General features: G+C 58.4%; 14 protein-coding genes. 8 read left to right on the plus strand and 6 right to left on the minus strand.

Annotation, left to right across the window (positions count from 1 at the left end):
• Positions 1 to 24 precede the first annotated feature (24 nt).
• The 5 genes from trbL (at position 25) to trbI (ending at position 4674) form a co-directional block, all read left to right on the plus strand.
• The gene (gene trbL, locus D4A92_RS22430; protein ID WP_203020907.1) at positions 25 to 1227 is read left to right on the plus strand and encodes a P-type conjugative transfer protein TrbL; all 1203 of its coding nucleotides are present in this window, start codon (positions 25 to 27) and stop codon (positions 1225 to 1227) included.
• The gene (gene trbF, locus D4A92_RS22435; protein ID WP_203020782.1) at positions 1227 to 1892 is read left to right on the plus strand and encodes a conjugal transfer protein TrbF; all 666 of its coding nucleotides are present in this window, start codon (positions 1227 to 1229) and stop codon (positions 1890 to 1892) included. The genes trbL and trbF overlap by 1 nt, the downstream gene beginning before the upstream one ends.
• 172 nt (positions 1893 to 2064) lie before the next feature.
• A complete protein-coding gene (trbG, locus tag D4A92_RS22440) occupies positions 2065 to 2796 on the plus strand; it encodes a P-type conjugative transfer protein TrbG (protein WP_246754157.1) in 732 nt (243 codons plus the stop codon).
• 67 nt (positions 2797 to 2863) lie between these two features.
• Positions 2864 to 3340: a hypothetical protein gene (locus tag D4A92_RS22445; protein WP_203020784.1), complete on the plus strand. Its 477-nt coding sequence runs from the start codon at positions 2864 to 2866 to the stop codon at positions 3338 to 3340.
• The gene (trbI, locus tag D4A92_RS22450) at positions 3337 to 4674 is read left to right on the plus strand and encodes an IncP-type conjugal transfer protein TrbI (protein WP_203020786.1); all 1338 of its coding nucleotides are present in this window, start codon (positions 3337 to 3339) and stop codon (positions 4672 to 4674) included. The genes D4A92_RS22445 and trbI overlap by 4 nt, the downstream gene beginning before the upstream one ends.
• Positions 4675 to 4778: 104 nt before the next feature.
• On the opposite strand, the gene D4A92_RS22455 is transcribed toward trbI, so the two are convergent.
• Both D4A92_RS22455 and D4A92_RS22460 read right to left on the minus strand, forming a co-directional pair.
• Positions 4779 to 5495, minus strand: a complete 717-nt coding sequence (locus D4A92_RS22455) for an autoinducer binding domain-containing protein (RefSeq protein ID WP_203020788.1) — start codon at positions 5493 to 5495, stop codon at positions 4779 to 4781.
• A 294-nt stretch (positions 5496 to 5789) separates the two neighbouring features.
• Positions 5790 to 6614, minus strand: coding sequence for a response regulator transcription factor (locus D4A92_RS22460; protein ID WP_203020790.1), 825 nt, complete (start codon positions 6612 to 6614; stop codon positions 5790 to 5792).
• A 215-nt stretch (positions 6615 to 6829) separates the two neighbouring features.
• Between D4A92_RS22460 and D4A92_RS22465 the strand changes: the two genes are divergently transcribed.
• From D4A92_RS22465 to D4A92_RS22475, 3 genes are all read left to right on the plus strand, one after another.
• Positions 6830 to 7612, plus strand: a complete 783-nt coding sequence (locus D4A92_RS22465) for a winged helix-turn-helix transcriptional regulator (RefSeq protein ID WP_203020793.1) — start codon at positions 6830 to 6832, stop codon at positions 7610 to 7612.
• Complete coding sequence (locus D4A92_RS22470) at positions 7609 to 9000, plus strand: amidohydrolase family protein (protein ID WP_203020796.1); 1392 nt, start codon at positions 7609 to 7611, stop codon at positions 8998 to 9000. The genes D4A92_RS22465 and D4A92_RS22470 overlap by 4 nt, the downstream gene beginning before the upstream one ends.
• A gap of 782 nt (positions 9001 to 9782) precedes the next feature.
• A complete protein-coding gene (locus tag D4A92_RS22475) occupies positions 9783 to 10154 on the plus strand; it encodes a transposase (protein WP_203020798.1) in 372 nt (123 codons plus the stop codon).
• A 36-nt stretch (positions 10155 to 10190) separates the two neighbouring features.
• Here the strand turns inward: D4A92_RS22475 and D4A92_RS22480 are convergent, their stop codons facing one another.
• The 4 genes from D4A92_RS22480 to D4A92_RS22495 form a co-directional block, all read right to left on the minus strand.
• Positions 10191 to 10349 (minus strand): hypothetical protein, encoded by a 159-nt coding sequence (locus D4A92_RS22480; protein ID WP_203020800.1) that lies wholly within the window; start codon positions 10347 to 10349, stop codon positions 10191 to 10193.
• Positions 10350 to 10489: 140 nt separating this feature from the next.
• The gene (locus tag D4A92_RS22485) at positions 10490 to 11836 is read right to left on the minus strand and encodes an MmgE/PrpD family protein (RefSeq protein WP_246754158.1); all 1347 of its coding nucleotides are present in this window, start codon (positions 11834 to 11836) and stop codon (positions 10490 to 10492) included.
• A 51-nt stretch (positions 11837 to 11887) separates the two neighbouring features.
• Positions 11888 to 12916, minus strand: a complete 1029-nt coding sequence (locus tag D4A92_RS22490) for an ornithine cyclodeaminase (RefSeq protein ID WP_246754159.1) — start codon at positions 12914 to 12916, stop codon at positions 11888 to 11890.
• Between the two features lie 240 nt (positions 12917 to 13156).
• Positions 13157 to 14071 (minus strand): AraC family transcriptional regulator, encoded by a 915-nt coding sequence (locus D4A92_RS22495; protein WP_203020806.1) that lies wholly within the window; start codon positions 14069 to 14071, stop codon positions 13157 to 13159.
• Positions 14072 to 14147 lie beyond the last annotated feature (76 nt).

Raw genomic sequence — 14147 nt, forward strand, 5'->3', positions numbered from 1 at the left:
CGAGACCATGGCATCATGGGCTGCATGGCGAGGCCCACATCAGCCCGCATCTGGCTTGCCGCAATCAGCCTGTTTTGCCTGTCGACACCGGGGTTTTCACAACAGGGCGCCATGCTGAGCGAGTTGGAAAACCAGGTGGTTGCAGCAACGCATGACTGGCAGACCACCATCATGGAGGCCGCACGGTCCCTGTTCTGGATCCTGGCGGCGATCGAAATCGGTCTTGCGGCAATCTGGCTGGCATTGTCTGCAGCCTCGCTTGACGGCTGGTTTGCCGAACTGGTGCGCCGGATCCTGTTTGTCGGCTTTTTTGCCTTCCTGCTCGAACAAGGGCCAGGCTTTGCAAAGTCCGTGGTCGACAGTCTGTTTGCGATCGGAGCAGGGCAGGGGTCAGCCTCTCCGGCCGAGATTTTTGACGCCGGCATCAAGGTTGCCTCCGGTCTTTCAGAGCAGGCCCGTTTCGGTGTCTTCGAGGATAATGCACTGGCAATAGCCTCCGTGATTGCCATGGGCGTTGTCGTCATCTGCTTCTCGCTGGTCGCGGCCATCTTCGTCGCCGTCATGGTCGAAATGTATGTCGGGCTTCTGGCCGGAATGATCATGCTGGGGCTCGGCGGCTCGTCCTTCACCAAGGATTTCGCGCTTCGCTATCTGGTCTATGCCTTTTCGGTCGGCATGAAGCTGATGGCACTGGTGATGATTGCCCGGATCGGATCGGAGGTTCTGCTTGGCCTTGCGGCCGCTCCCCTCAATGACAGTGATCCTCTGCTTTCGACCCTCTCGATGGCGGGCCTCTCCGTCGTGGTGTTCCTCATTTCGCTCTACGTCCCGACCATCGTGCAGGGTGTCGTGCAAGGCGTTTCGGTCACCCAGGGGCTTGAAGTGATCCGCCATGGTTCGCAGGCCGGCACGATGGCGGCCGGGGGCGCCTTTCTGGGGGCGACCGCTGCAAAGGTCGGTTTCGGAGCCGCCGATGCAGCACGGGCTCGAGGCGCCTCTCGCGTTGAGGCTGCCATGATCGGGCTTTCAGCCGGCGCCGGGCAGGCAGCGCGGGCTTTGAGCGCTGCGGCTCGCGACAAGATGATCGCAGCCCCCGGTGCCCAGCACGCCTCACTCTTAGGGCTTGCAAACGCCAAACTCGATGCGGCGGCACCAGCAGGGATGAACAAGTCGGCCTCTGCTTCAGGGTCCTTGCCCAAAACGCCAAACCCTGAGGAGAGGCGGTGATGACGAAGAACAATCCGCTTCCGGATAACCCCTATCTGTCGGCAAGGCTTGAATGGAATGAGCGCTATGGCGGCTTCGTGCGGGAGGCGAAGATATGGAGGGCGGTCGCCCTGCTCAGTCTTTGTCTGGCGACCACCGGCTTCGGCTACGCCCTTTTTCTCAGCCAGACGACCAGGCTCGTTCCCTACATCGTCGAGATTGATCGGTTGGGGAGCCCGGTTGCCGCGGGGATCCCCGAACAGATCGAATATGCCGATCAGCGCGTGGTCAGGGCCATCCTTGGCAACTTCATCGCCAGCTTTCGCTCTGTCACCCCCGATGCGGTGGTCCAAAAGCAATATATCGACCGCACCTACGCGCATCTGAGGGCATCCGATCCGTCGACCGAGAAGATCAATGCCTGGTTTCGCACCAATTCGCCCTTTGAGGCCGCCAAGCGTGTGACGGTGGCAGTCGAAGTGTCGAGCATCGTCGCTCTGTCAGAGCGAAGCTATCAGATCGATTGGAGCGAGTTTGAAAGGGATCGCAGGGGCCGGGAAACCGCAAGCCGACGATTTCGCGCCATCGCGTCAGTGACACTCACCGAGCCACAGGATGAAGCCGTCATCCGGCTCAATCCCATCGGCCTTTACGTGCGCGACTTCGATTGGACCGCACAGCTCTAGCGACTGGATCCGGCACGCGATCGACAGACGATCCGGCACGCGCCCGACAGGCAGCTTTAGACAGCAATGGAGATTGTCCGTGACTTACAGGTTCCAACAGCGTTTAGGGTGCATTCTGATCAGTTTTCTGGCTTTTTCAGCCATGGGCAACCGGCAGAGCCTGGCTCAGGAGATGACGCCTGCCGAAGTCAAGGCGCTCAGCCATTCGAGCGCCTGGCAAGGCGGCCGGGGTGGCGTGACGCACGGCCCCGATGGCAAGATCCTCTTCGTCTTCGGAGACGGCCAGGCTTCGATTATCTGTGCGCCGCTGCAGGTCTGCGATATCGAGCTTCAGGCACAGGAGATCGTCAAGGACGTGCTGGTCGGCGACAGCGTGCGCTGGAGCGTTGAGGCGGCAAGCTCGGGTGAGGGCGGACAACAGACAATTCACCTCATCGTACGTCCGACGGAAGCCAATCTGGCAACGTCGATGATCGTCACGACATCGATGCGCACCTATCACATCCGGCTGAGATCGCATGAGAGCCGCTATATGGCGCGAGTGGGCTTTTCCTATCCTCAAACATCGCCAGCACAGATCGCGACCGTCAATGCGAGGCTTCGGGCGCAGGGGGAGCCAGCATCGCCCGGCAGACTTGATTTTGCCTACAGGATCGAGGGCCAGGCAAAGTGGCGGCCAAGCCGCGTCTATTTTGATGGCCAGAAGACCTACATCCAGTTTCCAGCCGGAGTTTCCAATGCCGAGATGCCCGTGCTCTTCCTCATGTCAGAGGGAGAGCGGCAAATCGTCAACTACCGGGTCAACCGCGATGTGATGATCGTCGACCAACAGGTGGACAGAGCCGTGCTCCTGGCAGGAACCGGATGGCGACAGAAGAAGATCACCATCAGGCGGGGGCGTTGAGATGAAAGAGATTCAAGACTTAGTCCCCGGTTTTGCCCTCAACTTGGTGTCCACTTGGCGTCGCAGCTTGATCCTCACTCTGGTGAGTGTCGGCTTCACACTCACCTCCTGCCAGATGCAAGGGAGCGGCGGCATTTCCACCGGCGATCAGGGGGCATCCTCGACGCTTAAGAGCCCGGCAGTCGCCCAGCCGATTGCCACGGATCTGACCAAGGATCTTTCAGGCCTCATTGCAAAACCCGCCAAGCTTGTCCTGGATGCGGACATGCCGCAGGCCATGCGCACCGCCTTGGGCGAAGCTCTGACAAGCGAGGGCTATTCCATCGCCAGCGCGCATGACACACAAGGCGAAGATATTGTCCTTAAGCTTGCGGTTTTCGAGGTCGGCGAGGACCTCCTCATACGGGTGACGACGCCGAACATCAGGCTGTCTAAAGTGTATCGCGCGCGGTTCAAGGCCGGCGGTGAGACCGATGCAATGGGTACCATTCATGTGGCAGGACCGCCGGTCCTGGAAACCATCGGCGGAGCGATCGGGCGATGAGCGAAGCGTTGCAGCTTTCCGGTGCGCCTCAAGTCCTGACGACCCGATCCGGCAATGGCGACAAGCAGGGGATGCAGCGGCTCAACCGCCTGCCGCTCATTCTGGTTCTGACAGGAGCGATCCTGGTGATCGCAATAATCGTCTTTGGACTGTCTTCACGCGGTTTGTGGCGCAGTGGACAAGGGGCAGAGGATGGGCGCGACCGCCGGCCAGCGACCAGCTTTGCCGATACCTTGAAACAGGGGATCGGCGACGGGATCATCGGGGACAATCCGTCACCGCCAATCGTCCAGGCCCCGTCAAGGGTCACTGACCGGCCAGACGTGATCCCCGCGCCGAAGCTTGTAACACCCGGCAGAGCGCCAAGAGACGAGATGATATCGCCGCCGCCGCCAGCGCTCGACGAGGATGAACTCTGGCGCAAGCGACTGGAGCGCGAGCACCAGGAACAGATCCTCAACGAGCGACAGCGCCAGATCATGGCAAGCTTGCAAAGGGCTGAGGGCGCCAAGGCTTCACCACTCAGGATCGATACCAGCGCGCTTTCTGAAATACTGCCGACGAGGCCTGCAAGTGAAGGGGCGGAAGGCGCAAGAAACGACCCTGGCCAAAGGGATCGCTTGGCGCAGCGGCTGTTGGCGGCCGCCGAAACCATGGGCCGAGCAGGGGAGGGCTTCAGCGATCAGAACGGGCAGGGTCAAAAGCAAGCCTTCCTCGACCAGACGAGACGTGCCAGAGACGCAGAACCCCGCCTTGAGCCCTTGACGAACTCAAAGACATTGTTGCGCGGTTCTGTCATCCCAGCTTTGCTGTTGACCGGTCTCAACGCCGATCTACCCGGTCGCCTTCTCGCCCAGGTCAGCCAGAACGTCTATGACAGCGCCACGGGACGGCATCTCCTCATCCCGCAAGGATCAAGACTTGTCGGCCAATATGACTCCAAGGTCTCCTACGGTCAGTCACGCGTGCTGGTCGTGTGGACCGACATTGTCTTGCCTGATGGCGCGCGCCTCGAGATTGCCGCCATGGCCGGAATTGATCAGACGGGGGAGGCCGGTTTCAAGGACAAGGTCGACCGCCATTACATCCGGAACTTCGGAACTGCAGCACTGGTGGCGCTGATTGGCACCGGCATCGACCTTTCCCTTCCGCAGTCCCAAAATGGTTTCGGCGTATCAGACGCGTCTGACGCTGCCCGGCGCAGCTTTGCGGAAACCTTCGGACGGCTTGCCGAAGGCTCAATTTCAAAAGGTCTCGACACGCAGCCGACTTTGACGATCAGACCCGGCTTTCGTTTCAACATCCTGGTTGATCAGGACCTGGTGTTTGGATGATCGGTTCTGACCATTGGAAGTGGGCCGCAGTTTCATCTGACCAACGGGCAAGACACGACAGCTTTCCGTAAAACCTCTTAACCTCATCCAGGCCACAAGAGCGCTCAAATCAAGGACAGGCGTATAGCGACGGCCGTCGCATGTTGTATGGTGACGGCATCGAGTTTGTCCCGCGCCTTGTCGATCGAGATCCGCACTGTCGAATACTTGGCATCGAGAAGATCGGCCACGTCCTGCATGGTCTTTCCCTCCGCAACCCAGCGCAGGCACATCCTCTCGAACGAGGTGAGATCGCTGGGGGCAGCTTGATGCCAACGCATGCGGGGAAGGGAGAAAGCAACATGCAGCATTGCAGCGGCCGCCGCAGCCTCGACAATGTCGAGCATGGCGGCGAGGTTCAAACAATGCGTGTCGGATGAGGCAAAGGTCAAAACCGCCTGATGACTGAAGCCGACCCGGATTGGAATCGAAAATCCTGCCCTGATACCATGGGCAATGGCTTCGTCACGAAAGGCGACGACCTCGGCCCGTTCGGTCTCAAAGACGGGATCGTCGAGTGACCAGCAGAAGGGATGGACACCGCGTTTCACAGCACGGACGATGGGATCGATACGGCCGTAATTGTTGCGATAATAGCGATCTTGCCATTCAGAGGGATAGTTGGAAACCGCTCGCCAACGCGAACCGTCTAGCCGGAGATAAGCAAAGAAGGGAAAGCCGTGTCTTTCTCCGAACTCTGACAGGGCAGCTGTCAATGCATCGGGATCACTGGCTGTCGAGATGGCTTCGATGAGGCTGTCAAATGGATGCTTTTTGCCCATAGAGAGATCCTTTTCGGCAATGGGGTTCGAGGGCCGGCCACCGCAAGCGACCGGCTAGATGCGCATCGATTGAACTCTAAAGAAGAGCCAGTCCCTAAGGGGACGCTGGCAGGCACAAAATAGTGTCATCTGCAATTGTTATGCGGACAAGTTATAGCTGCACATGTGCCGCGCGCAACTTTGACAGACAAAAGAAACAAAATTTAACAATGCGCGGTCTGTACCGGCAACGGAGAACCGCTTGGATAGCGAAGCTGGACTTCGCGCATGTCATGTTTTTGACCGATCCGATTCTCAATGATCCTGGTTCTGACTGGCCCCTTGCCCTGGCCTTTGCCCTTGCGCGCGCTTTCTTGTCGGCAGCAATTCGACCTCGACTGCAGGCGTGAAGATGTAGCCGCCAAGTCGAACCGTCCGCAAAAGCATTGGCCGGTGTGGGTCGACTTCAATCTTGCTTCGAAGCCGGTTGATATGGACATCGATGCTGCGATCGACCGGACGCGCAGCCCCCACTCTCGTCAAGGTGAGAAGCGTCTGGCGCGACAGGGTCTTGCCGCTGTTGCGGCAAAAGGCCCATAGCAGATCGAACTCCGCCGCCGTCAAATCGACCAGGCGGCCGGTCGGATCGGTCAAGGACCGCCTATGGGGGTCGATAGACCACCCGTCGAAGAACAGGACCCGGCTTGTCGAGAGTGCGGCGGCACCAAAGGCTGCCCGACGCAAGAGACTGGCGACACGTGCCTTGATCTCCCGCAAGCCCAGCTTTTGCGAAAAACAATCGTCGGCGCCCGCCTCAAGTGCTTCGATGCGAAGATTGGGATCGTCTGAGCCGACCATTAAGATGATGGCGACCGAGCTGGTCAGGCGAATGTCCCGGCAGAACTGAACGACATCATCGCAAGGGTCCGCCGAGCGATCCAGAATGAGAAGATCGATCCCTTTTGTGAGAAGCGTTTGCCGCAATTGCTCGATCGTCTCGACTGAGCGGATTTGGTATTCGGCCTGAAGGATCTTCAATATGCGCTGTCCAGCCCGATCGGAGAGGCTCAAGAACAAGACTTCGGCTTTGCGGCGCTTATCCTGCCTTGCCGGGAAAGAAGACATTGACGATGTCGGCATGCGTTTGGCACTCCATGTCTGTCTCGCCACGGTCGCGAGACCCCATAGCGCCGTTCGGGTCATCTGACGATCTCAACCGGAGCGGGCAGGCCTGTCATTGAGATCAATTCTGTTCAGCTTGCCAAGTGACAAATCTGCTAGGGTGACCCGCCTTGTCAGCCGCAATAATTCTTCATCTAGATCCGAGACTTGCCGTTTGAACCTTGTTGCAGGTCATGGCATCTTCGACGTGCGGGCATAGAATCCAAGCACGAGGCCTGCTCATGCAAAACCTGCATCCAGATGCGCGGGAGAGCGCACCGCTGGTTGTTGTCTGCACGGCAGCAACGGAACTTTCGCTCTTTCTGAGACACAGTCTCGGAAGCGAAGGCATGACGGCAATCTGTGCCACATCGGCAAGCGAAGGCTTTGACCACATCGTTAGCCAGGCGTCGGTGATCGCCCTTGTCGACTGTCAGCTTCCGGAAGCGGACTGGCTGCTTGAATCGCTTTTGCATGCCATGCCAGAAGAAGGCTTGACCATTCTGGTTCTGAGCGCTGATGACCGGGCATGCTCCCAATTAGAGCATCGGCAGAAGGGCCGCGTTCACAGCATTCGCCGTCCACTTGACCCTGCCTTTCTCCTGAAGGCCATTCGACGCTTTGCGGGTCAGATGCGCGTCAATGATCGCAACGGCCTGGTTTTTGCCGACATCAAGCTCGACCTTGCCGCTCGCAAAGTCTGGCGGCAGCGCCGCGAAATTCGATTGACGGGCATTGAGTTCGAACTGCTGTCGACCCTCATGCTTGAGCCCGGCCGGGTGTTTTCGCGTGAGAGCCTGATTGCGCAAGCCTGGCCCCCTGGCGTTTTTGTCGATACCCGCACCGTCAATATCCATATCGGGCATCTCAGACGTCAACTGACCGCCCATGGCGAGCCCGACCTCATCCGCACGGTGCGCGGCTACGGCTATGCGCTTGATCGAACAGATCCCGACCTTGAGAGGGATACATCATGACCCGCATACAGAACCGCTCCGGATCACAGCTTGTCCTTGAAGGAGGCAGCCTGATTACCGGCGATGGCAAGACGCATCTTGAGAGCGCATCGATACGGATCCGAGACGGCATGATCGTCGAAATCACACAAGCGCCGATCGAAGCGAGCAATGGCGAGACCGTCGTTTCGACCAAGGGGTATCTGATGCTGCCAGGCTTCATCAATGGTCATGCCCATGCCACGATCGCAGGCCCGTCCATGCCGAGCGGCTCTCTACCTCTTTCACTCGATGACGTCAGATATCAACGTAATCGGCATCTCCTGTCGGGAACGACATCACTCATCAATGTCTGCGGGCTCGCCCTGTCGGAAGAACGAGACGGAGCGCTCGAGCCCCATGCGCTCGACATCCACATGACGAGTGCTCATACACCGCATAGCCTTGCAGCAGCCGACCAGATCGATGGGCAAGGGCTCACACCACGTCATCGATCAGCCCGGCTCGAGGAGCTTGTTTCAAGGGGTTGCAGGGTGCTTGGCGAAGCTGGTGGCGGGCAAACACTCGGCGGTGGTGCCCAGGATTATCGTTTTATCCCTGATGCCATCGAAGAAAGGACGGGGGTCAGGATCTCTGCACATCTGGCACGCCAATTGAAAGAAGCGGTGCTTGGGCGAAACCTCGATGGCAAGATGAGGATCAGCGAGGCAGCACTTCATGAACTGCTCGATGAGCACGCGATCGATCTCACCTCCCGCGCGCTCGGCAACCTCCTGCGCATGAAGGTGCTCGCCCCCGTCCACTGCGCAAGGCTTGGTCTTGAAGAGATCGCCGCGGCATCAGCACAATTGCAGCTACCGGCGATCTTTCATCATGCCTTGCCAACCGCGACGACACTGATAGCCCTCGCCAAGGCCTATCCGAAGGCCCGGATGGTGGCAGCCCATGCCAATCATCCGTCTTTCCTGCCAGAGGAGGCATGCACCTATGCGCGAGAGCTGAAAGCGCTTGGTGTTACAATCGACGTCTCGACCCTCGACATGATCGATACCCGGTTTCGAAACCAACCTGACAATCTCGACGCGCTTGTCGATGCAGGTCTCATCGATACCCTGTCCACGGATTATGCCGGCGGCGACTGGGATAGCATCGGCTCTGCGCTTCACCGGACAACGAGAAAAAACGGCTGGAGCCTGCCGCAGGTTGTTGCACTTGCCACGGGAAACGTCGCCCGTGTCTTTCCCGAGCTTTTCGCCGATAGAGGACTGCTCGAAGTCGGGAGACGAGCCGATATCGTCATCGCAGAGCCGCACAACATTTCCAGGATCCGCCATGTCTACAAAGACGGTCGGCTGGTTGTATCTGATGGGGTGCTCTTACACGGTGTGGCTCCTGGATTGCAGAAATGAAAACAAGATAGACGAGGCGGATCGTGTCCGGCATGACCGCCAAGCGCTTGAGGACGTCTAGCGCTTGGCGCATACATGTTTCGCATCTGCAAAAAGGGAGAGGCTCGAAGTTTTGTCGTCCGAGGACAAATCGCCTCATGCAGCTAGCCTTATGATGACGGCAATAACCGCGCATCGGTTCACCACAGCGTGGCGCAAAGCAATCTCTGGGGTTCGCTCGTTGAGGACGTGCCATGCAAGGACAAGGCAGGGGAGGAGGGGAGGGCAGGGCAGGGGAAGTCGCCAAAGATGAGACTTTCCACCCATCTGGCCCATGATATCGAACGGGACAAATAGGCTCGATACCAAAATCGAGACCCGTTCTTCGATGTCAGTGGCAGCCGAAAACTTACCGATCGTTTCGAGCCCTGCGATTTCGCGTCCATCTTTCCCGGTCGGTAAGGGCCGGATTGTCTCGCAGCAAATCTTCCTCTCTGGTCATCAAAATCAGGAGTTGATCGAGGTTCACATACACAGGCAATCTCGGTGCCGCCATCAGGCAAAGGCGAAAGTTCTTGGGGCTGGACACAGGCTGACCGGCCAGACGGTCCGGTACGGGTGAGCGGCACATTGTCAGTATTGAGGTCCGCGATCTCAAGAGCGCCCGGACCGCGCTGCCGATATCAGACGACGAACTTGATTTTCTGCCGACCTTCGGGGACGGTGTATTACGACAACCTGCCGCCGCAGTGCTGGCGGGACCTGATGACCAGCGCGGATATCTCTAGGCCGGAACACAGCGGATGTTTGACCTTACGATTGATCTCTACAACGATCCCGAGACAGCACGCCAACACCTGGAAAAGCTCCGTTGGCCAAAAGGTCCGATCTGTCCGCATTGCGGCAATGGCGACAAGTTCCGGATCATGAAATTTGCCGGCAAGTCGACCCGGCCCGGCCTCTACAAGTGTAAGGAATGTCGCAAGCCTTTTTCGGTCACCGTGGGAACCGTGCTGGAAGGCTCCAACATCCCTTTGCACAAATGGGTTCTCGCCGCCCATCTCATGGGCGCCTACCGCTACCGCATGAATGCCAATCAGCTGCACCGCATGCTTGACGTCAGCTACAGATCCGCCTGTCACATGACGGAGCGTATCGACAATGTCATGAAGTAGTCGACGAGACCCGATGGAGGATGGCCGGCCCGAAGCCTAATGTGCTCTGTTTTCGAGTGGTTGGGCATTTTCGCTATGGCCGTCGGATTCTGGCAAGACCGTCTTGCCGGTCTTTGGCTCGGGGGGCGTATTGAGCAGGCGGCGAAGAACCTCATCGCCCTTCTGTTCATCGGTCTTTTGCGCGCGCTTGGCCATGGTCGTCCTCAAGAGCCCCCAATAGCTTGAAACATCTGTCGAGCATGCTGCGACACCAAGGTTAGACCGCCGGCCAGCCTGTGACAATGATCGCAATTTGCCAATGTTTGCGAATCCAGCCTCCCCTCCGGTTGCACTGGTCACGTCCGCTTGAGGCTGGCACTCAGCAACGCGAAGACAGGTGATGGATTGCCTCTGCCGAGACATTCAACGGCGTCAATTGCGCGGCTGTATAGCTCGGAGATACCGCGATTGGTGAGCACCGAACGAAGCTTCAATGTCAGATACGCGCGGTCCATCGGTTCCCTGGGATCACCCCTGGGCGCCGTCAATGCACTCGAAAGCTTCCTGCCGGATCTCAAGGTGAGCCGTAGTTTGGCCATGGTCTCGCGGGGGAAACGTGCCTCCGCCTCCTCGTCGATGGAGAGAATGACCCTCTCAGCCAACCGCACCAGATCCTTGCGAAAGAGCAGATTCTCCGAGACAGGCAGGAATGCCTCTTCGCCCTCGACGGCCAGAACCGCCAGACAGAACGGAAGGCTGTATTGCAGACCGACCAGTGTTTGAGGCGCGCAGCTGTTGGCCAGTCGCAGCGCCTGAGAGAAAGTGTAAACGTCCATCCGTTCGATGTCATCGGCGACGACACCATGGCCGTGCATCAATTGGCTCAGCGCATCAAGAGCTGGATGAATGTAGCGACAACAGGCATAGGGCTTGAAATAGGTGTCCAAGATCTCGAACCGATGACCAAGATCAGCCATCAGCCGATCCTGGTCATAAAAGCGGTCATGATCAAGGAGGTCGATTGGACCGGTAAAGCCACGCTGTGCCAGGAAAAGCGCCTCAAGCCCGGTCCGTGCGCTAAACGCGATCCCCTCCTTGACCAGATTGCCGGTCGCGCTGGAATAACCGGAACTGCCATTGGCGCGCTGGTTCGGAGCCAGAACGCCGGCAATCGCCAGCCCCTCCGACAGAACCCTGTGCGAGACCCCAAGAAGGCGCCCGGCAGCTGCACAAGCTGCAAAGGCTGCCCACCGGCCGGTCTGACGGGTGGCGATGGCGTCTGGCCGTTGCGAGGCTGCAATCCGAATCCCGACATCATATCCGGCGATGAGCGCCGACAGGATCGCCGATCCCCAGACCTCTGGCAGACTTGCGCCAAGGGTCAGCACGGTTGGAATGACGCTGGCACCAGGATGGCCGCGGGCTGCCCGATTGCCGTCATCCAAGTCGAGGCAGGAGGCGCAAAGACCGTTATGCAGCAAGGCAAGCGAGAGGGAAGATTGGCGATCGTCAAACCAGACAGGCGCATCCCCCGTGCCATGCATGTCGATGAGACCAAGGGCTGCATGCGGTGATGTTGTCCCAGCTCCAGCAATTGCGGCCGTCACAAGATCAAGCACGCAGCAAAGCGCGATCTCTTTCAGCTGCGCGTCGCTGGCCTCGACATCGATTTGAAGCGCATGTCTTGCAAGGCGTTCTGTCATGGCTGACATGATGTCCTGCCTTTCAAGCCAGATCTGATGCGCAATTATCCATCACGCAGTCTGAAAATTTGCGCGATACTTCTGAAACAGCGCTGCCACCACATAAAGGTCAAGCACCGGCAGTCCCACACAGGTGACAGAAAGCGGCGTACCTGGCTGAAGATGCCAGTCTGATGTCTTTGATAGCTCTAGAATGCCAAGATGGGGCCCGAGTGCCTCGAGCGAAGAGCCGGTCCTCGAGAACTGCAGGGCAAGGCTCTGCGAGTTCCGTCGGGAGACCGTCTCCAGATCGTCACAGCCGACCTGACCTTGCCGCAGGACCCGCCGCAAAGTCTTAACCGGCACCTCATCGCCTCCCAGATGAAGAAGACAGGCGTCACGCCTGAGCTCATCATCCTCGAAAACGGGCTTGTCGGAATTGGTGGCTGTGACCACAAAATCGGCGTCAGAAAGAACGCGATTGTCTTCGACCGCGACGAGATCAAAGGGCAGGGTTGCTGACAGCGATGCCACAAGCGCTGTTGCGCTCTCGAATCTCAGAGCCTTGAGATAGACGCGGGCAATGCGAGGCGCTGCACGTTCGGCGAGTGAAGTAAGAATTGCCATGGCGATTGGCCCCGCGCCGAACAGGAACACAGTGATACCGTCTGTTTCGATCGGACAAAGGCCAAGCACCTTTGATGCATATGCGCCTGTGCGCGCCGCCGAAAGCGCAGTCGCATCGACGATTGCGAGCGGCTGCATGGTGAGTTTCTCCATGAGAATATAGGTTGATCGCGAGCGCCGAAGGCCCAAAAGCCGGTTGAAGGCATTGGCGCCGATGACCTTGACCCCGGCAAAATTGGGGTTTGCCCCATAGAGACAGGAGAGTTTCCAACCGAGCCTCTCACCTGCAAACTCCACGGGTCGGGTTTCAAGACCGGCGTCCTGCCAGAATTCGTCCTCGGGAAGCGACAGTACGGACTTGTGCCCGAGCGCTCGCCCGTTTTGGAGATCCGTCCAGGCCTGATCCAGCGCGGCATGCACTTCCGCCACCGACAAGCCTGCGCCACTTGCGGCAATCTGAGTTTCGTCAAGCACAACGGGCTCGGTCCGATGCGGGCTGAACCGCAAATTTGAGGTGAGATGTGAAACGACCTGATTGGCAGGCATGTGACTAGTTCCTCCCGAATGCGTTTTGACCGCGACAGGAGCGGATGATAGCGGACCCCGGAGGTTTCAAAGGCGAAGTCTTGGCAAAGACTTGGCGAAGAACGCTGAAGCTCCAGCGTCATCTGACGTCGGTCAACACATCGAATGAGCTCGCGCCCAGATTGAAGATCAAAGAAGCGACTTCGCCCTGATCCTTGCCGCCTTTCGATAGGCACGCGGCGTGAGCCCCGTTTCAAAACGGAAGGTGCGGTTGAAATTCGACAGATTGTTGAAGCCGGCTTCGAAGCAGATATCGGTAATAGATGTCTGGGTCTCGCTCAGAAGCGTTCGTGCCCGCCAGACCCGAACGGAGCGACTGTAGTCGGAAAAATTCATGCCGGTCAGGCGACGAAAGGCGCGCGAGAAAGCGGAAGGCTCGAAACCGACTTTTTGCGCCACCTCGTGCATTTGCGCGCCAGGATCCGATTGGAGAATCTGAATGGCCTGGTCGATGCGCCGATGTCTTCGATCCGACACCTGATTGTAGATCGAGATGAAATGTTCACTAGCCAGCAGACGCTTTTCAGGTGCTGCATCGATTGCCTCCAGGATCTCGAGGAAAAGGCCCAGTCCGCCCCGATGGCCGACCGCATGGAGCTCAAGGATCATGTGGCCAATCAATCTGGCTTCCTTGCCCAGAATTTCTATCCCACGCTGCGCAAGCGGTTTAAGCCGGTGAAGGACGTCGAATTCGGGACAGACGGCCCGCACGCCAATCAAGGCATCGGCATCAAACTGCAGGACCATGTCGCGACCGGGGAGCGGCGGAGCACCGGGGGTAATCCAGTTGTGCGGCAGATTGGTGCCGGTCAGCATCAGATGTCCAGGCCGAAAGGGGCCGATATAGTCGCCGACATAGGCAAAGCCACTGGCGTCTGGAATGAAATGGATCTCCCATTCGGGATGATAATTCCAGATGCAGATTGGATTGGGGTAATCGTCGCGGCGGATGAGATAGGAGGCGCCTCCGGGGAGCACGATCTGCTCGCGGGTGGCGGTGAAGGTCTCGGAGGGAGACTGCGGAAAATCTGGTGCAATAGGCATGCAAGTGTCCATGTTGTGCTGCACAAATGTCAAAATAGTATCATTTCTGCGTCGAAGTCCAACTAGTTCGCACCGT

Source organism: Rhizobium rosettiformans (assembly GCF_016806065.1).
Lineage (GTDB): Bacteria > Pseudomonadota > Alphaproteobacteria > Rhizobiales > Rhizobiaceae > Allorhizobium.